The sequence below is a fragment of the Gemmata sp. SH-PL17 genome, assembly GCF_001610855.1.
Lineage (GTDB): Bacteria > Planctomycetota > Planctomycetia > Gemmatales > Gemmataceae > Gemmata > Gemmata massiliana.
On sequence record NZ_CP011271.1, the window covers coordinates 803196 to 821260 of the forward strand.

General features: G+C 62.2%; 18 protein-coding genes. 4 read left to right on the forward strand and 14 right to left on the reverse strand.

Features of this window, described 5'->3' with window-relative positions:
- Position 1: 1 nt before the first annotated feature.
- The 4 genes from VT84_RS03185 to VT84_RS03200 all read right to left on the reverse strand — a co-directional run bounded on the left by VT84_RS03185 (position 2) and on the right by VT84_RS03200 (position 5830).
- Positions 2–841, reverse strand: a complete 840-nt coding sequence (locus VT84_RS03185; RefSeq protein WP_157469139.1) for an enoyl-CoA hydratase/isomerase family protein — start codon at positions 839–841, stop codon at positions 2–4.
- 118 nt (positions 842–959) lie between these two features.
- The gene (locus tag VT84_RS03190) at positions 960–1940 is read right to left on the reverse strand and encodes an ABC transporter permease (RefSeq protein ID WP_052553434.1); all 981 of its coding nucleotides are present in this window, start codon (positions 1938–1940) and stop codon (positions 960–962) included.
- A complete protein-coding gene (locus tag VT84_RS03195) occupies positions 1937–2695 on the reverse strand; it encodes an ABC transporter ATP-binding protein (RefSeq protein ID WP_204249708.1) in 759 nt (252 codons plus the stop codon). Before VT84_RS03195 ends, VT84_RS03190 begins: the two co-directional genes overlap by 4 nt.
- A gap of 183 nt (positions 2696–2878) precedes the next feature.
- Complete coding sequence (locus tag VT84_RS03200; protein ID WP_162271570.1) at positions 2879–5830, reverse strand: pilus assembly protein TadG-related protein; 2952 nt, start codon at positions 5828–5830, stop codon at positions 2879–2881.
- A gap of 469 nt (positions 5831–6299) precedes the next feature.
- Here VT84_RS03200 and VT84_RS38015 point away from each other — a divergent pair, with 469 nt between their 5' ends.
- Complete coding sequence (locus VT84_RS38015; protein WP_157469141.1) at positions 6300–6476, forward strand: hypothetical protein; 177 nt, start codon at positions 6300–6302, stop codon at positions 6474–6476.
- A 26-nt stretch (positions 6477–6502) separates the two neighbouring features.
- Here the strand turns inward: VT84_RS38015 and VT84_RS03210 are convergent, their stop codons facing one another.
- Positions 6503–7186, reverse strand: coding sequence for a 2OG-Fe(II) oxygenase (locus tag VT84_RS03210; RefSeq protein WP_052553425.1), 684 nt, complete (start codon positions 7184–7186; stop codon positions 6503–6505).
- Positions 7187–7777: 591 nt separating this feature from the next.
- Between VT84_RS03210 and VT84_RS03215 the strand changes: the two genes are divergently transcribed.
- The 3 genes from VT84_RS03215 (at position 7778) to VT84_RS03225 (ending at position 10243) form a co-directional block, all read left to right on the forward strand.
- Entirely contained in the window at positions 7778–8554 is a 777-nt protein-coding gene (locus tag VT84_RS03215; protein ID WP_162271571.1) for a PPC domain-containing protein, read from the forward strand.
- 133 nt (positions 8555–8687) lie between these two features.
- Positions 8688–9122 (forward strand): TPR end-of-group domain-containing protein, encoded by a 435-nt coding sequence (locus VT84_RS03220; RefSeq protein ID WP_052553420.1) that lies wholly within the window; start codon positions 8688–8690, stop codon positions 9120–9122.
- Between the two features lie 131 nt (positions 9123–9253).
- Complete coding sequence (locus tag VT84_RS03225) at positions 9254–10243, forward strand: CoA transferase subunit A (protein ID WP_052553418.1); 990 nt, start codon at positions 9254–9256, stop codon at positions 10241–10243.
- A gap of 31 nt (positions 10244–10274) precedes the next feature.
- Here VT84_RS03225 and VT84_RS03230 read toward each other — a convergent pair whose 3' ends face one another.
- The 9 genes from VT84_RS03230 to VT84_RS03260 all read right to left on the reverse strand — a co-directional run bounded on the left by VT84_RS03230 (position 10275) and on the right by VT84_RS03260 (position 18006).
- On the reverse strand, positions 10275–11264 hold the full coding sequence (locus VT84_RS03230; protein WP_082838477.1) for a DUF1559 domain-containing protein: 990 nt from the start codon (positions 11262–11264) through the stop codon (positions 10275–10277).
- Positions 11265–11871: 607 nt separating this feature from the next.
- A complete protein-coding gene (locus VT84_RS38020; RefSeq protein ID WP_157469143.1) occupies positions 11872–12087 on the reverse strand; it encodes a hypothetical protein in 216 nt (71 codons plus the stop codon).
- Positions 12088–12234: 147 nt separating this feature from the next.
- Complete coding sequence (locus tag VT84_RS38025) at positions 12235–12870, reverse strand: RNA polymerase sigma factor (protein ID WP_157469145.1); 636 nt, start codon at positions 12868–12870, stop codon at positions 12235–12237.
- Entirely contained in the window at positions 12849–13622 is a 774-nt protein-coding gene (locus VT84_RS38030) for a hypothetical protein (RefSeq protein ID WP_157469147.1), read from the reverse strand. Before VT84_RS38030 ends, VT84_RS38025 begins: the two co-directional genes overlap by 22 nt.
- Positions 13623–13868: 246 nt before the next feature.
- Entirely contained in the window at positions 13869–14282 is a 414-nt protein-coding gene (locus VT84_RS03240; protein WP_082838479.1) for a GNAT family N-acetyltransferase, read from the reverse strand.
- Positions 14283–14369: 87 nt separating this feature from the next.
- Complete coding sequence (locus VT84_RS03245; protein WP_082838480.1) at positions 14370–15140, reverse strand: dATP/dGTP diphosphohydrolase domain-containing protein; 771 nt, start codon at positions 15138–15140, stop codon at positions 14370–14372.
- A 29-nt stretch (positions 15141–15169) separates the two neighbouring features.
- Positions 15170–16021 carry a hypothetical protein gene (locus VT84_RS03250; RefSeq protein WP_082838481.1) on the reverse strand — a complete coding sequence of 284 codons (852 nt, stop codon included), beginning with the start codon at positions 16019–16021 and terminating at the stop codon, positions 15170–15172.
- A gap of 84 nt (positions 16022–16105) precedes the next feature.
- Positions 16106–16408, reverse strand: a complete 303-nt coding sequence (locus VT84_RS03255; protein WP_082838482.1) for a hypothetical protein — start codon at positions 16406–16408, stop codon at positions 16106–16108.
- 2 nt (positions 16409–16410) lie between these two features.
- Positions 16411–18006, reverse strand: a complete 1596-nt coding sequence (locus tag VT84_RS03260; RefSeq protein ID WP_082838483.1) for a hypothetical protein — start codon at positions 18004–18006, stop codon at positions 16411–16413.
- Positions 18007–18065: the final 59 nt, after the last annotated feature.

Genomic DNA, 18065 nt, shown 5'->3' on the forward strand with positions numbered 1-18065 from the left:
GTTACGCGGCCCGCCGAACGGGACGTGCGGGTTCTCCTGTTGTGGTTGCGGGCGCGGGCGCCGACGGGGTTCGGGCACGAGCCTGTTCCGCTTCGAGCGGCGTGATAAATCCCCGCGCGAGCAGTGTATCAGTGTCCGAGGGAACGCTAATCGTCGCGTTTGTAGAGAGAGATTTCAGAGCCGCGAACGCGCGCCGCTCCTGTGCGAAGCCGGTTTCGTCGACTTCGCGTTCCGGTACGCGCGGTGCGCATTCGAGTTCGTCGAGGAACGTGCGCAGCTCGATCTTCGCGCGCCGGGCACAGAACGCGCGGTCCACCAACCCGAGGTCGCGTGCTTCACGGCCCGAGAGCGTGCGTCCCGATTCGATGAACGCATCCGCGCGCCGTCCCATCACCTTGCGCAGTTGGTTACTTCCGCCGAAGCACGCGAACCGCCCCGGGAAACCGAGGTGCGTCGTGGGTGTGGCAACACACAGACGGTGATCACACGCAAGAGCCAACTCGAAGCCGGCCCCGAGACACGGGCCATCAATGAACGCGACCGTCGTGAACGGCAGCGCGCTCAGGCGCGCGAACGTGCGCTGCCCGCGCGCCGCGAAACTGGCCCGGTCCGTGACGTGCTCGACGTCGGGGCGAAGCCCGGTGCAGAACCCGAACGGCTTCGCCGAGCGGACCACCAGCGTGTTGATGAAGACGTTCGTTTCGATCCGCGTGAGCGCGGACTCGAGTTCGTTCAGGCGCGCGGCGTCGAGCGCGTTCACCGGGTCGCCTGGGAAACCGAGCCAGAGCGTCGCAACGCCGTACTCGGCCGTTACACGAATGTGTGCGGACTCAAACAGCATGCCTGAGATGTTCGCGAGTCGGGGGCGAGAAATCAACCCGAACTGCGCAGCGGGGAACTGGAGAAAGTTTGACGGAATTACGAGTGCGGCGCCGGGCACCGCACTCGGCCGTTTAATGTCAGTAATCCATATTGCGGAACTCGTAGGCCGCGATCGACAGCACCCCGAACGCGAACGCGAGTGATGCGAACACCGACAGCTCCGGTCGGAACGCGCCTTTTTGCTTCACCGCATCGAGTTCCGGGATCGGGGTCGAGTACGTGCCCGCGTCCATCAGATCGAAGAAGATCCCGCTCAGGTCCATCGGCTTCGGCAGCACCCAGTACCCCGCGTCCACCAGGAACGCTGCCATCGGGGTGATGCCCTGGATCGGGGAGGCGGTCAGACGCAGGTACGTGAAGTTCATCGCCCAGCACAGGATCCAGAACAGCAGTGTGCCGAACACGCTCACGACCGTGCTCCGCGTACACACCGCGAGGAACGCGCTGAACGCATAGAACACCGCGAAGTTCGTCACGAGTAGCGGCACCGCGAGCCAGTACCGCACGTCCCACACGCCGGTCGCGAACCCCAACCCGAGCCACGTCCCACCAACGAAGAGCGTGGCGTGCAGCGCGACGAACAGTACCACACCGAAGTATTTCCCAGCTAATAGCGCCCACCGCGGCGCCGGTTTCGCCAGTAACACGGTGACCGCGTGCGGTTCGAGGAACGTCGGCAGGAACCCGGCCGTCCACAGGAGCGCGAGCAACACGCCCGCGGTGTCGGCCAGAATCCCCGCGAGCCACAACTGGAGCTCGCGCACCGAGTCCGCTTTGTTCTTCGCGATGGCGTACTCCATCATCCCGAACCCGACGGACACGGTCCCGTGCGGTTCGTCGATGCCCTCGGCTCCCTGACCCTTCGGCATGCGCAGCGGGAGCTCGGCGGGGTGGCGCTCGCGCTCTTTGGCGCCGGTCACCGTCACGCTCGCCGCGAACAGGGTGCAGAGCGCGGCCAGCCCGAACATTACCCAGAACAGCCGGGACGCGAGGGACTGGCGGAACGTGTCGCGCACCATCCAGCGGACGGTGCGAATGGTCGCGGGCAGCGCGTTCATGCGGCCTCCGACTGGTACAGGCGCTGGAGGGCGGTTTCGAGGTTCCGCGGCGCCCCGGACTTCGGGTCGCGCATCAGGTCCGGGAGCGCCCCGTCGAACACGATCTTCCCGGCGACCAGCACCGCGGCGGAGTCGCACAGTTCTTGCACTTCGGGGAGCACGTGCGACACCATCAGCACGGTTTTACCCGCGCTCTTGCGCTCGCGCACCACTTGCCGGAGCAACTGCCGCCCGGACAGGTCCAGGCCCTCGGTGGGTTCGTCGAGTATGAGCAGGTCCGGGTCGTTCAGCAGGGCTTGTGCCAGCCCCAAGCGCTGAACCATGCCCTTACTGAATCGCGCGATCGGCTCGTCCTTGCGGTCCGCGAGTCCCACCTGTTCGAGTAGCGCCGTGGTTCGAGCGGGTAGCGCTTCGGAGGGGAGCCCGGACAGTCCGCCGTAGAACGTGAGCAACTCGGACGCGGAGAGGTAGCGCGGGAAGGCGTGGTTCTCGTGCATGTACCCGATGCGCCCGAGGGTGCCGCGGTCGGAGATCGGCGCGCCGAGCCGGGTGATCGCACCGGACGTCGGGCGAACGAGCGAGAGGAGCAGTTTCACGAGGGTCGTCTTGCCGGCCCGGTTCGGACCGAGCAGCCCGAACACGCGCCCGGCCGGTACGGTGAGCGACACCCCGCGCACCGCGGGTACGCCGCCGCGCCCCAGTAACCCCGTGGGGTACGTCTTGACTACTTGATCGAATACCGCGGCTGCGGTCACGGTGAACTCCATGCGCGAGGTTTACACGTGTTGCCGTCTGGAAACATAGCTTACGATCGGGAGCGAAGAGTGAGCACGGGTGATAATGAGTAAGGCTCCCACTTCGTGCTGCGGAAGGCGGTCCCTTGGGACCGCCTTCCGCAGCACGAAGTGGGAGCCTCGTGTGCTGGATTTACCGCACATTTACTCGATCAGTACCACGGACACTCCGCTCTGGAAGATGCGCTCGAGGCAGTCCCGCATACGGGTGATGCGCTGGTCGTAGGGGCCGGTGATGGTCTGCGCGTCCGGGAGCGCGGTGGCCCCGGCCGTACCCGTGCCGCCGTACTCCGCGCACTTCGCGAGGAACGCCTGGGCGTCGTCGCGGTAGGTCGCGCTCGGGGCGAGTTGGGCGTCGAACAGGTCGCCGAACGCGATCGGGTACACGCGGGCCTGGGCGTTGGGCAGGCTCAGCCCGCTGTCCGCCCCGGTGCCGGAGGTGGTCGCGGTCGTGGCCATCTGCTTCACGGTCTGCTTAATCACGTTGTAGGCGTAATTGATCCCGGTCGTGTTACCGTTGCTGGCGCTCGTAACACCGCTGAGCGTGTAGTACGAGTTGTACCCGCGCTGGACGAACGTCGGGGTGCGGTAACTGTTCGGCACCCCGTCCGTCTCGAAGATGATGATCTTCTGCGCCCCGCGGCGCCCGTTCCCGGTCCCGACCGACTGCGCGGCCGAGATGGTGGACGGGGACAACACGTTGAAGGCGTAAGCCAGCCCGGTCTGCGGGTCGGTGCTGCCGCCCGCGTTCGGGATGTCGGCGTCGTCGTGCCCGGTCAGCGAGGACGTCGTGTACGGGCGGACCTCGGTCGTAACATTCCCGCCGTTGATCGTCGTGAGCAACTGCTTCGGGTAGAACAGGGCGTTCTTGAGAGCCTGGTAGTTCTGACCGAGCGGCCAGCGGACCCCGTTGTGCTGCGAGGCCGCGAAGAACACGAGCCCGGCGAAGTCGTTCGGGTGGTTGTTCTTCACGTCATCGAGTACCGAGTTCATCCCGGCCTTGAGCTGCCAGCAGTGGGCCTCGTTGGATGTCCCGGGGAGCCAGTTCCCGATGGACGAGGACACGTCCCCGAGCGTGAGGAAGTTGACCATGCTCAGCGGCCCGAACCACATGTGCAGGCGCGGGCGCCGCGGGCTGTCGGTGTACCGCATGTACGGGCGCGAGCCGGCGACGAGTTCCCAGGAAAACTTGTTGTAGGCGGTGAGGTCCGAGGTCGTGACCGAGGCCGTATTGACGGACCAACTGTCGGCCCCGCCGTACAGGTTCCCGGTGCCGGTGTAGCTCCCGATCCCGAGTACGAAATCGATGTAGCTCTTCCAGAACCCCTTGTCGAACTTCTCCTGGGTGGTGCCGTTCGCGGTATTCACGTCGTCCGGGATGGACGAGTAGTACAGCACCCGGCCCGCCCGCAGGTTCGGCGGGAGCACCTGGGGGCCACTCTTGATCCACTTCAGAATGGCCGTGTAGTTTACCTGGGTTCCGCTCGTCGCGGTGAGCGTTTGCCCCGACGTGCCGGTGTTCAAGATGACTTCGTTGATGGCGTCGACGTTACCGGACCCGTTCCCGTTGGACGAGTTGTTGTCGCCCTGCGAGTTGAGTGCCCCGCCGCTCTTGTTGTAGAAGTACCGCTGGCGCCAGTCGCCGGCCTGGTAGAGCGCGTCGCCCGGGTTGCCGACCGGTGCGCGCGGGTCGGGCGGCCAGATGTAGAACGTTTTACCCCAGTATCCCGGCCCCATCGAGTAACCCACGAACCGGTCTGCGGTGGGCACCAGAATGTTGTCCAGGATGCCGAGGCCGTTGACGGCCAAGTAGGTGACCGGGTTCATCGGGCCGCCCGAGCCGCGCGCGGTCCGGTACTTGTTGATATCGAGGTCGTATCCGTAGGTCTCCCAGAGCGGGTCGCGGAAGTCGAGCCAGCCGTTCGCGAACGACGGCGACGCGGACGGCGGGTTCGTACCCGTGCCGTACCCCAAGAGGTCGGCGGCGTGGTACGCGGCCCGCGTCGCGGTGGTGCCCGTGGACCACGTCGTTTCCGTCTTGTCGATCTTGCCGTCGCCCCGGCGCCACCGGTCGCCGGAGTACGTGATCCCGTTGGCATCCGTCATCGAGGCGTAGAAGCTCGGGGCCGGAGTCGGACCCCGGGGGGGCGACTCGTTCCCCTTGTGCATCGGGTTGTAGTTGTCCCAAGTGTACGTTGGGGCGACGTAGTTGGTCGAGTCGGCGCCGCTCTCCGCCGGGGACCAGCGGTGGAACGCATTTAAGAGGTTCGGGCTGCCGTCGGCCTTCGTCGTGAGCGGGTAGGCGACCGTCCCGGGGGAGTTAATGTTGGTCGGGTCGAAGTAGAAGTTGCGGATGATCGGCGGGCCACCGGGGGTGGCGATGCTGTAGTTGTTCCGCGGGATCGCTTCGCCGCTGCCGTTGGCAAGGTTCGTTGAGGCGATGAGGACGCTCTGGCGGGACGTGTAGTGGCCCGCGACCGGCACCAGCGGGTCCGGGTTCATCGACTGACTGTTGTTGTTGAACGTGCTGCTGTACCCCATCGACCCGGTCATGTCGAGCACGAACGCGATGTCGCGCGGGCGGTAGACCGCGGTGGCCGTGGCTCCGGTGGGCATCGAGGTCACACCGAAGACCCGCATGAAGTACGTGGGCTGCGGCACGCTGATGGTGACCCGCAGCGCGGTCCACGACCCGGTGGTCGGGCTCGACCCCGCGCCGGAGGTCACGGTCGACCAGCTGCTCACCTGGAACGTCTGGGTCGTCGGGTTGTACAGATACTGGCCCGCTTCGACCTTGGTAATTTGGCTGCTGGAGAAGTTCCCGCTCAGGTACGGGTTACCCGTCGTCGAACTCTTGGTCGCCGCGACCGCCGCCGGGAGGTTGTTGTAAAGCACCCCGTCTTTGTTGTTCAGCGTCCGCGTGCCCACCAGCGCGGCGACGTCGGCCGCGTTCTGGCTCTGGGTCCGCGCCACCGCCAGCATGCCGAGGTCCACCGCCAGTGCGACGAACCCGAACAGACCGATGAGACAGACCCCCAGCATCGGCAATATGGACCCGCGCCGGTCCGTTCGGTGTCCGGAATTCGCGATTCTCATAACGTGGCGCTCCCGACCGCAGGCGCGGCCCATTGAGGCATTATCAGATGTGGGCACCATAGTTCACGCCCGACCGGGGCGCCGGGCGCGCCGCACAACAAAGCGCGGATTCTGAGACGTGAACCGGGCGAACGTGGGAGATTCGGACAGTCGATTAACTTCCCACGGGCAAGTGCAGGTTCAATTCGCGCAGGGCGAAAATAGTACACCGGTTGCACTGTGCTCGATCCACGACATGAACTTTGGAAAAAGGGCACTGCCGGTGCGGACAACCTGATGATCGATTTCCTCGGCGGGATGGAGGCCCAAGACGTGAAGGCGCGGTTCGACGTCAATTCGTACAAAACCGACGAAGACTATATTTACCTGGACATCAAACCGCGCCTGGGCAAGGACCAGCGCGAGTTCGCGCGCCTGCTGTTGGCGCTCCACGGTCCCGAAGCGCGCGTACCTGCCGGCTCAAGTGCGCATGTTAAAGCCGAGCGGCGATACCGAGGTGTGGAGTTTCGTGGAACTGGAGCTGGGCGCCCGTGGTGTGGACGCGAAGCAGTTCCGGTACGAAGAATTGAAGGGTTGGAAAGTTCAAGAGGCCCCACCGGCGCCCGAGGGCAACGGCGGGAGCGTCCCGCCCGGCGGTAAGCGGTAGTTGGTGCAACCGGGGCGCAACCGCTCTCAGCCGTACAGCGATTCGGCCCGGTTAAACATCACCCACGAAGTCAAGATCCACTTGTCGCCCGACAGCGGAACGCACCCCTTGTGCGTGTGCGTGAACCCGGCCGGGGCGATGACCATGCGGCCGCGCTGGGGGCGAATGGTTCGGTTCTGGTGGTAGAACGCCGTCTCCCCACCGTCCGCGACAGTGTTCAGATAAAACATGAACAGCAGCACGCGGTGGAGCGTCTCGCAGGCGGCGTCGCGCGGGTAAATTTCTGAGTGCCAGTGGTGGTAGCCGCCGACGCCCTTCAGGTACTTCTGCGCGCTGATCTGCCCCGGCCGGTAGAGCTTCATCATCAACTGACCGGCCTGGAGTTCGGTCAACTGGCCCGCGGTCAGGGCGACGGGCTTCCCGGTCGCCGGGTCCGTTCCGGACGCCGCGATGCTCCCGACGAGCATGGTCTGGTACTTCAGCGCGTACCGCACGAGGTACTGGAGCGTCGCGTCGAGCACCCGAGCGTGGAGGGCGGCGAACTCGGGGTCGGTGGAAATGTTCAGATCGAGACTGTCTTTTTTGGTCACATCGACGCCGCCCCCGGTGCGCCCGCGCGCCTTGCGCCCGCTGCGCTCGAACGCGGCGACGATCTCCTCGCACAGCGTCGCGTCGAGGGCGTCGTCGTAGATCTCGATGAAATCGTCCACGGTGCGGCTCCGGTGGCGTCCGAATAACGGTTCCCCGGAATTCTACTGTCGAGTGGGCAACCGGATAAAGACGGGTGTGCGGGGGCGCTCGCGATGTGAAATCGGCTGGGTCATCCCTTGTGCCCGGCCGTCGGGCAGAGGCCCGAGCCGCTCCAAGGTGTAGAAGCGCTCGGACTGGCGCGGTTGCGGCCGGGAGCAGTTCCCGTGCGGGACCGCCGGGTACTCACGCCGGAACCCATGACGGTGGCCGATATGCGCGGCCTGTCGCCCCGTCACCGGGCGGGCACTTAGCCGCGAGCATTTGAGCGAACTTTGGCGCCGGCGCCAAGAGGGGAAACCCTTGCCGGAGCGCTTGGCACAAGCGGCAATCGCGGGCGTGGTCAACCACGTGTGTGCATGGAAACTCTTGATATGTGAAATTTTATGGCGAGCACACGCGCAAGTGAGATCATCTCCGTGAATGAACTCCGCTGCCGCAGGGCTGCCTGGCGGGTGGATGAGACTCTGCACCTTTCTCGAACGCGCCTTAATCCCAATAATGTGACCAACCACCAGAGCCCTCCTCCCAACGCTCACCACCCAGGTGCTCCCGTGTACCGCGTCTTCTGCCTCGTCGTCATTTCGCTCGCTGTGGGTTCGCTCGCGTCGTCGCAAGACAAGAAACAACCCGACGCGAAGAAAGAACCCGCGCCGAAGGTGCTTTACGCGATACCACTCGTCGCGAAGCCGGGCGAGAAGCAGAAACTCGTGCTCCGTGGGAAGAACCTCGCCGCGGTGAAAGAGGTGAAGGTCGCCGGCGCCGAGGGCGCAAAGGTCAAAGTGCTCGGCGCGAAGGCCGTGGGCGTGCCGAATAACTACCCGGGCGAGCGCGTCGGCGATTCGGAAATAGACCTCGACCTCGACCTCCCCAAAGACGTCAAACCCGGTGCCGTGAAGCTCACCGCGGTGAACGGCGGGGGCGACTCGAACGCTTACACGCTACTCGTTCGCGACGACCTCCCCGCGGTTGCCGAGAAAGAGGACAACGACGGGTTCGATACAGCACAAGCGCTGCCGGTTCCGTGCGCGGTGGAAGGGACGATCAAAGGGGAGAAAGACGTTGATGTGTTCAAGTTCGAGGGTAAAAAAGGCACGAAAGTGCGCATCGAGGTCCAGGCCGCACGCTTCGGCTCGCCCGTCGACGGGTTCCTCACACTTTATGATGCCGACCACAAGGTGATCGACTCCGCCGACGATGTGAACGGTTCATCAGATCCGATTTTGACCGTTACCCTTCCGAAGGACGGGGCGTATTTCGTCGCCCTCATCGACGCACACGACCTCGGCGGCGCTAACTTCGGTTATCGTCTCGTCGTGAAGGCCGAGTGAAACGCCGCTACAACCCGAACGCGAACCGAATATCCCGTTGACTCTGCGTTTGCACGCTCTGGGTAGCGGGGTATAATTCGGTAAGCGTGGTAGTTGTCCTCTCACTACCGCGCACCTTCGCCGGGGGACGTTCATGCCGCACCCCAAGCGCCCGAGTCCGACGCCAGCCAATTCGTTTCCACCCGGTTCGATTCTCGGGCTCCTTGCCGAGCGAACGCAACTCGATTTTGAACTCGAGTTCTTTGGGAAAGTCCTGTCTTCAGTGCCCGACTTCGCCGACGTGCTCCGCGCACAGGCGTGCAACCTGACCATGAAGGGCCGGTTGCAGGACGGCCTCGCCGTGGACCGGCAACTCGTCACGGTCCGGCCGCACGACCCGACCGCACACTACAACCTCGCGTGCCGGTACGCGCTCCTCAAACAGCGCGAAAAGGCCCTGACGGCGCTCCGCCAGGCCGTTGAACTCGGGTACCGCGACTTCGAGTTCATGCGCGAGGACCACGACCTCGACTCCATTCGCAAAGACCCGCGGTTCCGCAAGTTGGTGAAGGAATACGAGGGGCAGTAGCGAATAAAGGCCCCGGAAGAGAAGGGGTGAAAGTGTGAGCGGGCGAAGGGGTGACAAGCGGCCCGGGGCATGATATTGTCCCTCTGTCTTTTTCACCCGTCACCCGACCACACTTTCACCCCTTCATTTGCATGGCCGCTCCTCTCTTTACCTCTCCCGCGTCCGACGACGCCCGGGCCGCGTTTGCCGCCAAGCCGCGCGGTCTGGTCGATAAGGTCATGACCGTGTCCGAGGCCGTCGCGCGGTTCGTGCGCGACGGCGACTACTTCGCCACGGGCGGGTTCGGGGCGAACCGCATCCCGACGGCCGTTTGTCACGAGATCCTGCGCCAGCGGAAGCAGCACCTCGGGTTCTCCGGCCACACCGCTACACACGACTTCCAGATTCTTTGCGCCGGGAACCTTACCGGGCGCGGGCAGACGCTCGCCCGTGTGGACGCGGCTTACGTCGTCGGTTTGGAGGCACGCGGGCTGTCGCCGCACGCCCGGCGCGTCATGGAATCGGGCGCCCTGCAAGTCGCGGAGTGGTCGAACTACACGCTCGCGCTGCGCTACACGGCCGCCGCGATGGGCGTTCCGTTCGTCCCGGCGCGCTCGCTGTTGGGCACGGACACGCTCGGGAACTGCCCGGCGAAGGTCATCACCTGTCCCTTTACCGGTGAGAAACTCGCGGCCGTTCCCGCGCTGTACCCCGATGTGGCCGCGATCCACGTTCACGAGGCCGATCGCTACGGGAACTGCCGGTTCACGGGCACGTCCGTGGCCGACATCGACCTCGCGCGGGCGTCCAAGCGCGTCATTATTTCGTGCGAGCGCCTGGTCCCGCACGACGAGATGCGCCGGAACCCGCACCGCACGCAGATCCCCTTTTTGTGCGTCGACGCGGTGTGCGAAGTGCCGTTCGGGAGCTACCCGGGTAACATGCCGGGCGAATACTTCTCGGACGAGGACCACCTGAAGTTGTGGATGGACGTCGAGAAAGACCCGGCCGCGTTCTCGCAGTTCCTCGAGGACCACATCTTCGGCGTGCGAGACTTTACCGAGTACCTCGACCTGTGCGGCGGGCTGCACAGATTACAGGCGCTCCGACAGCGGGAACTTCTACTGCACCTGGGGAAGTGAAGGTCGGCGCCGGTTTCTTCCGCGCGGTGCCCTACTCGATAATCACTTCGTTACCGTTTCGCGTGCCGAACCCGCGCAGCGCCGAGAGCGTCGTGGAGTTACTGAGGAACCGGACGCTACCGTCCGTGAAAGTGGTGTTCGCGCCGCCGTTGTGAAGGCTCCCGTAGGCCCCGATCCGCGCCCACCACTGGAGCTTGAGACCGTCCCACGGCACCGGTGGCGGTGGGGTTGGTGGGAACCCCGGGAGCGGCGGGGGAGGGGGCGTCCATACGGTGCCGTGCCGGTAGCCGATCGCGGCTTCACTGCAGAGGAGACTGCCCGCCGCGTTCGGTCCGGGGGGCGCGGCCCACAAACAGTAGTTCGCGCTCGGTTGGATCGCCGGTGAGGGCGTCGGGGTGATGACCCCGGCCGGCGCGTCCAGGAACGAGTCCAGCGCCGGGTCGCCGATGACCCGTTCGCCGAAGAGGAGCGTGTTCGCTGTGCCGTCGGTCACGTCCGTAATGCGCACGCCGGTCTGGTTCGCACGCGGTTCGGACGCCGGGCCGGTGGTGTGGAACATGCCGTCGACCGTGGCCCGCGAGGGCGGGAACGCAATGGTGCCGCCGTTCCCGCCGTAATTGCTGAGCGCGGGCGAACCTCCGCCGTGTTGCATCGTTTGCGACGGGCACACATAAACGGACAGCACCGTCCCGGCACGCATCGGGGAACCGGAAAAGTTCGTCCCCGGGTTCACAAAGTCCCATTGCTGGTACAGCGGGGTTTGCTCGATGAACGGGAGCAACTCGACGAACAATGACGAGGTCCGTGGGCCGGTCTGAATTCCGCCGGGGAACCGCTCGTAAGCGTCGTGATGGGCGTGGGCCGCGAGCCCGAGTTGTTTGAGGTTGTTCTGGCACTTGAGCCGTGCAGCCGCTTCGCGCACTTTCTGTACGGCCGAGAGCAAAAGCCCAATCAGGATCGCTATAATCGCGATCACCACCAGCAACTCAATGAGTGTAAACGCGCGACGAACAAGCTGCATGTGAGTCTCGCGAGTCGGGCCGATGTGCTCGGGCTTGTTTTATCATCCCTTTCGGGGGCGGGGCGGTCCACTCTCAAAGTCGGGAGATTTCTGGTTCGGAACCGCCGAGCCCGGATGCGCGTCAAACTCACCGCGTTGTTCCGACCCGGTCCCGTTTCTTCGATTCGGTTGGTGCTTTTCGAGACGCGCGCGAACCGCTAAACTGTGTCAGGCGTCCCCTTTGCATAAAGGGCGCTGCGAGTATTTGGAAGGGTGGCAGAGTGGTCGATTGCACCGGTCTTGAAATGCAAAAGATGAATTTTTGCGAGGCTTTTTAAAAAGTCATAAACCCCTGGGATTTCCAGGGATTCGTTCGTTCCATATCTGCTTGCAAAATGGCTCTTGTTGCTTCAAAACGGTCCCCTGCGGTAGTACATACTACCACAGGAAATAAGCATGTGGAGTGAAGGAGAACTACGAAGAAGCGAAGATAGCGGACTTCTCTCTGGCTCAAACTTCCCCTCTGGGGCAACTGATAAGAGGATTGGGGCGGCAGGGCAATATTGCCCTGCCGCCCCAATCCTCTTATCAGTCATTTTTGCAGTTGAGTTTTGGCCCAATCATTACGCTAAGTCTTTGACAAAGGTACGTTTGGTGCGTGTTCGGTCATCTCCACCAGTGAAGAGATGGAGCTGAAAAGCTGCTCAACTGCTTCGTCAAGGGCCTTTTGGCAGTTAAGATCGCTTTCGCAGTAAGCAAGAAAGCCCTCGCTCACGGGATCTCCACGCAAAAAACTCAGGAATTCTTCTTTCCATTGCGGGGCGATATTTTGCGTAAGTGTCATAGTAGCCTCCTCTGATCTTGTCTATGTCTTTGGGACACAGACATTGCAAGCACCTCTTACAACCGCCTCGAACGCAAATCTTGCAAGTTCCCCTAAAATATTCGCGAATATAAACAAAGCGATCGGCTGAATGGCTGATTTAAGTCGTTAAATCCAAAGGTCTTGCGTGTCGTAACCTATTTTTTTTAATTTTTCTCTAATGAAATTCATCGCGCGATAAAGCCTGACGCTGACACTCGCTGGAGATCGCTGAAGGGCTCCTGCGATTTCCCCTACAGAGAGCCCCTCCCCAAATTCCTCTCCTCCTGCAGATCGCCCAAATTTCATTTTAACCATCGTTATATCTTCTTTGCTCGGCAGCGAATCAATGAGGCTCTTGATGAGTTGCAGGGCATGTGGATTTGGAAATCGCGGAGGCGGCTTAGAGGCAATTTCCGATTCGACCGAGCTGAAATCTCGGCTGCGATGCGATTCACTGAACAGATCCATGCAAACTCTGTTTGCAACAACATTAATAAATGATTTGAATTGATTGATTGAATCAAATGATCTTTCTTGCTGTTTTTTTGTTCTTTCTGATTTGTTGGGGAAAGATGCTAGTAATTTCGCAAAAACACGCTGGGTCGCCTCGGCGCGGTCATGAAGGCGAAGCGATCGGATTGAATTATTATCTGACATGCAGTCGGAGATAAATCCTAGGAGATGTTGAAGTGCCCTAAGTGGTTTTCCTTCCATGAGGGATTTTAGCTCTTCTGTAAGTGTTATTTGTGTGTCTTCGTCCATGTTGCTAACCTCCGATCAACCTTCTGCAGGTTTGGTAGCATTTTTCCATGAACTTCAAATAAATGTTTGTGATGCGATCTGAATTCTTTTAGAGCCTGAAAAAGAAGTTGCTTAGCTCTGAGTTCGTCAAGCTCGAAGTGCTCTGCGTATTGCCGGTTATCATTCACCAGCACTTCGATCAGCATTTCACGCATTTCCTGAGTGCGTTTTTGCTCTCCGGTATCCACGAGGTTGATTACGTACAGAAGATACCCGCGGATGGTGCAGAAACGATCCCAGTCAGTGGCATTTACTTGCGAGTTTGGTCGTGTATTCACTGCGCCCTCTTCAGTCGTATCTGTGCATATTGGTATTGACATTAGTATGTTGTGGCCAAATCTAAACATTAGATAAGATAGTGTGATTAGAAAAATATCGGAGATCCAGCTTGTTTCGAGTTTGACGCTTGTTCTCAATTCTGGAAGAAAAGGAATTTTCTCAGGCGATGTAACAAGCCCTAAGTCGAGGGCGAATCCACTGGCGGCGCGGAGGGCCAGTCCGGAACCACTGAAGAAGAAAAAGAAGGCTGCATGTCTTCTAGCTCGACGATCGTAATTCGTGAAATAAGAATAAGAGAAATAGGCGATCGTTGAAAAAATAAGAAACACTGTCGACAGGAGCCTTATTCTCCAATCAAAATCGAATACAAGTATTGATGCATATACGACTGCTACAACTCCGGGGGCAACCCCGTAGACAAGAACGGCCTTCATGGTCGCACACAGAATCCAATTGCAAGATGGCGTGAATGACAACAGTCGTTAATATCTGAATTATTGGATCGTATCGTATCCGACTGCGCGCCTGAATGCGAGCGAAATGCGAACTCCCCGGCTCTAATTTCGACTTGGGGAGGCGTTGGAATTGCGGAGTTTCAATTATTCAATCGCCCATGCGCATCGAGTACGTTCGACTTGGGGGAGAGAATTTGAAGTGACGACTTGATGTGGCAAACGCACTTATGAAGGGGACCGCAAGCGGGTGAAATACACCCATTCACCTTTACGCCGGGTCGGTCGGGTCGCGAGGTTCCAACTCGCGTTCTCGAACATCGCGCGGGAGGCCATGTTCTCGGCGCGTACCCAGGCCGACGCCGGCGCTCGGAGTTTGCCGAGCAACGCGCGGCCCACTCCCTGACGCCGGTGTGACGGGGCAACCGCGATGAGGCGCACCAATTCACCGGGACGGTATCTCTCAATCAGGACGAATCCGCGAACACAGTCGGCGCCGAGCGACTCAACGTGAAGCGTCGTTCCCGGCTGCGCGAGCTTCCGAATCAGCCATGCCGGGCCGATCCGGTCCTCTCCCTTGAACCCGTCCGCCGCAATCTCCAGCACTGCCGCCAGATCGCTCGGAGTCGCTTCGCGGATCATTCTCCACCTCACACAAAGGAAGTGCCCGCGTCGCGCGCCAGCAATCCGACGCGCACGCGGGCAAGCCCCGATCAGTTCGCCAGCACATTAAGCCCCGAGCGCCCAGCGCATCAGTTCGGCTTGGTCCTCGAACACCGGGATTCCATTCTCTCGTGCGAACGCCGTTTCCTGATCCGCGCCCTTTGATTCACCCGGCAAGCGGAACACAGCGTCACACACCGCCACGTATGCGAGGTCGACCCGAAGCCAGTCCGCGTGCGTCAAGCTCGTTGGTTGGGCGCCAGCGGGCGCAACAACGGCTGTGTACTGCCCGCCGTCGTCGGTCGTGATGACCTCGCGAGTAGCCGGCCCACTGAAGCATGACCAGTGCGGACAAAACGGGTTGAGGCCCGCGAGCGTCAGCCGCTCGAACGCCTGCGACGCCTGATTGATGTTGTCGACGAGATCGCCCTTTGTGATCGGACCGGCGATGTAAATGCGCTTTGCGCCGCCGTTCTCCGCGCTTGCCGCGCGGAGTTTCGCGTCACGTCCGCTGCGCACCTGATCGAGAGCGAAAAGGATGCGAGTCGCCGCGTGTTCGAGGTGATCGTCGGAAGTGTCACCGGCACGTCGGGCGAGCAGGTGAACTAGCGCGTGATTCACGTTCTCTTCGGCCGGGATCTTGTGCCAGTTGTCGGCACCGTACTTGTCAGCGCCACCCTTCATAACGGCCGCGATCGCGAGCAGCGCGTGAGCGGGGAGCAGATCCGCGCGGTACGGAGAATCGGATTGTTTGCCGCCGTGTTCGTTGGTTGTGGTTGGCGCGTCTTTGCCGACGCCTTCGATCGTGAGCGAAGCGTTGTAGCCGGTTACTGCCATGCTTGAAGCCCTCGTGAGTCAAAAACCGATCACACTAACTCGCCGTCGTGAACGCGCTTGTTCTCGACGCTGAAACCGCCACTGCTCGAAACCTCGACGAACGCGCACCCGTGGTTCCATGAATTGAGGGGCATGTAGCGTGGGAACAGGTAGCACGCGCACCCGAGCGACCACGCGCGTTCTTCCTTGCCGCGAATGTCCCGGTCGCCGTACTCGCTCGAACGGTGGAAGTGGCCGCACATCGCGACGTAGCGCGTGCGGAGATACAGCCAGCGGGCCGGCATCACCCCACCGCCGCCGCGGTACTCGTGGCCGTGAACGACACAGAGCTTACCGAGCGAGATCACGCGCTTATCGTTGACCCACTCAGCGCCGAAGTCCTTGAAGTGCAACAGTCCGGGCAGGTCGATACCCTCCAGCCCGAACAGCGCCGGGGCGCGCTGGATGATGTAGCGTGAGAGCCGTTCTTCGTGGTTGCCTTCCTTCAAAACGAGTCGTGCGTTAGGGAACTGGTCGCGAATCCAGGCGAGCAGTTTGCGCCCGACCTCGACCTCTTCCACGTATCGCGGTGCGGACGGGTCTTTGTCGTGGCTGCTAATCTCGTGACTGTCGAGAGTGTCACCGTTCAGGAGAACGCCGACCACGCCACGCCGCTTAGCTTCCCGGACGGCCAGTTCCAACGTAGTGCGATCGTGGTACGGTGCGTGAATGTCGCTCAGGATCAGCCAGCGCCCCGGTGTGTCGATCCTGAACGGTTCGTAGTTCTCGGCGTGTGGCGTCGGCAAGCCGAGCGACTTCGCTTCCGACTCGTGCTTTGCGACCGGGAGCGCGACTTTCTGTGATCTTTTGCGCTTGAATGTGCGTACCTTCGCGACAGGCATTGCGCCCCCTGGAAATGAAAACGCCTTCTGTACAGACGATACAGAAGGCGAGATTACCGATTTCTCAAAACCATCTCAAGGACACTAGCGCCCCAACGCCTTCAGCAGCGCATCGAGCAGCGGGCGCTTGTGCTCGTCCGGGATCGCGGGAACTGCGGGCGCCACGGAATCGGGCTGTTTCACCGGTGCGGCCGGTTGGGTCGGCGCGAGGATCGCGAGCAGCGCGTTCAGGAGCGGTTGCCGCGGATCGGTCGGAGTCGCCGGAGCGGATGGGAGAACGTTCCGCGTGCGCAGCCAGTTCACGAGTAGCACGACGCCAGCGCCGATCAGCGCGCCATACGGCCCTGTGCCGCTAATCAAGGGAGTAAGCAATTGCAGGAGGTCCACGATTAATCCTTTCGGAAGCGGCCCATGATCCACCCCGCGACTGCCGCGAGGATCACATACAAGAGTGTGTTGTCCGGCTTCGGCGTGTCCGGTGCCGGCTTCACGTCCGGGGTTTTCGGGTCGACAGGCGGCGCGGGCGGCGCCGGAGGCGGTTCGACGTAGTTCGGCCCGCCCTTCGCCGCGAGCAGTTCGCCGAGCTTCGAGGCGCTGTACCCGTCCACGCTCACAGCCCCCACATCGGCCGCCGTGCGCGCCGGGGACGGCTTGCGGAGCGTCACGCCGTTCGCGAGCTTGTAAGAAGCGACCGGCCAATCCGACGGCCCGTAGCTTTGCACGAGCAGCTTCGCGCGAACGGCAGCCGGCAGTGCGGCAACGTCAGCCTTGAACCGTTCGCGGAACGCCGAGTCGCCAACTGCCGTGAGGTGCCACCGGTCGGAGTCGTCGCGCAACCCGTCGCCGCGGGTCAAGATCGAGTGCGCCTCTTCCTTCGTTGCGGGAACGCCGTTAATGCTGTAGGCCGGGTGCGCATGAATCTTGTCCGTGTGGACGCCGTGGTTCTCGACCGCGGCCGGCACGCCCTTCGCCTTTACCCCATCCGGCAACGCGGCAGGCGGGCTGATCGGCTTCCCGTTCGCCATTCCGTGTTCGTTCGTGCCCTCGACACGACCGTCAGCGAACGCGGCAGCAATGCGCCGGCCGTTCTTCCAGTAGCCCCACTCTCGGCCGCTCACGTCCTCGATCCACCGGCCCGCGCCGTTGTCGGGTTCGATCGCGGGCGTCGAAGGGATTCCACACCGACCACCGGGGCAACTGCTGGGGATTGCGACGGGCGCAGACGGGATACCGCACCGACCGTTCGGGCAATTTTGACCGAACACCACCGGGCACTTGCCGGGGCAATCACCCTTCTCGCAGGTGCAGAACTCGCCGCATCCACACGGGCCAGCGTTGAACGAGCGGGGCGCATCCGGCGCGGGCGGGGGAGGATCGGCAAGGAACGCGATCGCCCAACCACCGTCATTGTCGCGCCACCGTGCGAGAAATTCGGAGCGCGTCATCCATACCCACACGCCGGGCCGGTTGTTGTCAATGATTGCGGCCCGACTCGAATCCAGGTGCGCAAGGTTCACCATGTGCGCGATCGGCCCACGGTAGAAGTCGTCGTTTCCCGCGTAGGTCACGCACACGATGCGATCGGTCTTTAGCGCGAGTTCGAGGAACGAATCATCGCCCCCGGTGTGCTGGATGTAGGCCGGGACCGGCACACCCTTTGATTTCGCGAACGCGGCGAGAACGGCGTCAACCTTTTGCGGCCACCCGCCCCCCTCGCGCGTGGTCATGTACTTTTGCAGGCCGTACAGTTCAACGACGTTCTGCCACCGCGCCGCGTGCTCGATGCTCGTGAACACGCACAGACCGGCGCCCATTCCGGGACGGCCGAAGCGGTCGATCCCGCCCGTGTTACGCATGTGCTGAGAGGTCGGGAGATCGATTACCGCGCGCGTACCGTCCGGAGAGATCGGTTCGGGCCGCGGATCGAAAGCGAGAACGGCGCCGGACAGAATGACCAGCGCCGCCAGAGACAGGAGTTTTCGCATTGAGTCACCCACGGGGTTACACGTTCCTGCGTGCAACTGTCCCGTGGTGCGGTCCGATG

Excerpts from the sequence above, each read along its gene's own strand:
- VT84_RS03185 (WP_157469139.1), bottom strand. The coding sequence starts at position 841 with ATGCTGTTTGAGTCCGCACACATTCGTGTAACGGCCGAGTACGGCGTT.
- VT84_RS03190 (WP_052553434.1), bottom strand. The coding sequence starts at position 1,940 with ATGAACGCGCTGCCCGCGACCATTCGCACCGTCCGCTGGATGGTGCGC.
- VT84_RS03200 (WP_162271570.1), bottom strand. The coding sequence starts at position 5,830 with ATGAGAATCGCGAATTCCGGACACCGAACGGACCGGCGCGGGTCCATA.
- VT84_RS38015 (WP_157469141.1), top strand. The coding sequence starts at position 6,300 with ATGTTAAAGCCGAGCGGCGATACCGAGGTGTGGAGTTTCGTGGAACTG.
- VT84_RS03220 (WP_052553420.1), top strand. The coding sequence starts at position 8,688 with ATGCCGCACCCCAAGCGCCCGAGTCCGACGCCAGCCAATTCGTTTCCA.
- VT84_RS03225 (WP_052553418.1), top strand. The coding sequence starts at position 9,254 with ATGGCCGCTCCTCTCTTTACCTCTCCCGCGTCCGACGACGCCCGGGCC.
- VT84_RS03230 (WP_082838477.1), bottom strand. The coding sequence starts at position 11,264 with ATGCAGCTTGTTCGTCGCGCGTTTACACTCATTGAGTTGCTGGTGGTG.
- VT84_RS38020 (WP_157469143.1), bottom strand. The coding sequence starts at position 12,087 with ATGACACTTACGCAAAATATCGCCCCGCAATGGAAAGAAGAATTCCTG.
- VT84_RS38025 (WP_157469145.1), bottom strand. The coding sequence starts at position 12,870 with ATGGACGAAGACACACAAATAACACTTACAGAAGAGCTAAAATCCCTC.
- VT84_RS38030 (WP_157469147.1), bottom strand. The coding sequence starts at position 13,622 with ATGAAGGCCGTTCTTGTCTACGGGGTTGCCCCCGGAGTTGTAGCAGTC.
- VT84_RS03240 (WP_082838479.1), bottom strand. The coding sequence starts at position 14,282 with ATGATCCGCGAAGCGACTCCGAGCGATCTGGCGGCAGTGCTGGAGATT.
- VT84_RS03245 (WP_082838480.1), bottom strand. The coding sequence starts at position 15,140 with ATGGCAGTAACCGGCTACAACGCTTCGCTCACGATCGAAGGCGTCGGC.
- VT84_RS03250 (WP_082838481.1), bottom strand. The coding sequence starts at position 16,021 with ATGCCTGTCGCGAAGGTACGCACATTCAAGCGCAAAAGATCACAGAAA.
- VT84_RS03260 (WP_082838483.1), bottom strand. The coding sequence starts at position 18,006 with ATGCGAAAACTCCTGTCTCTGGCGGCGCTGGTCATTCTGTCCGGCGCC.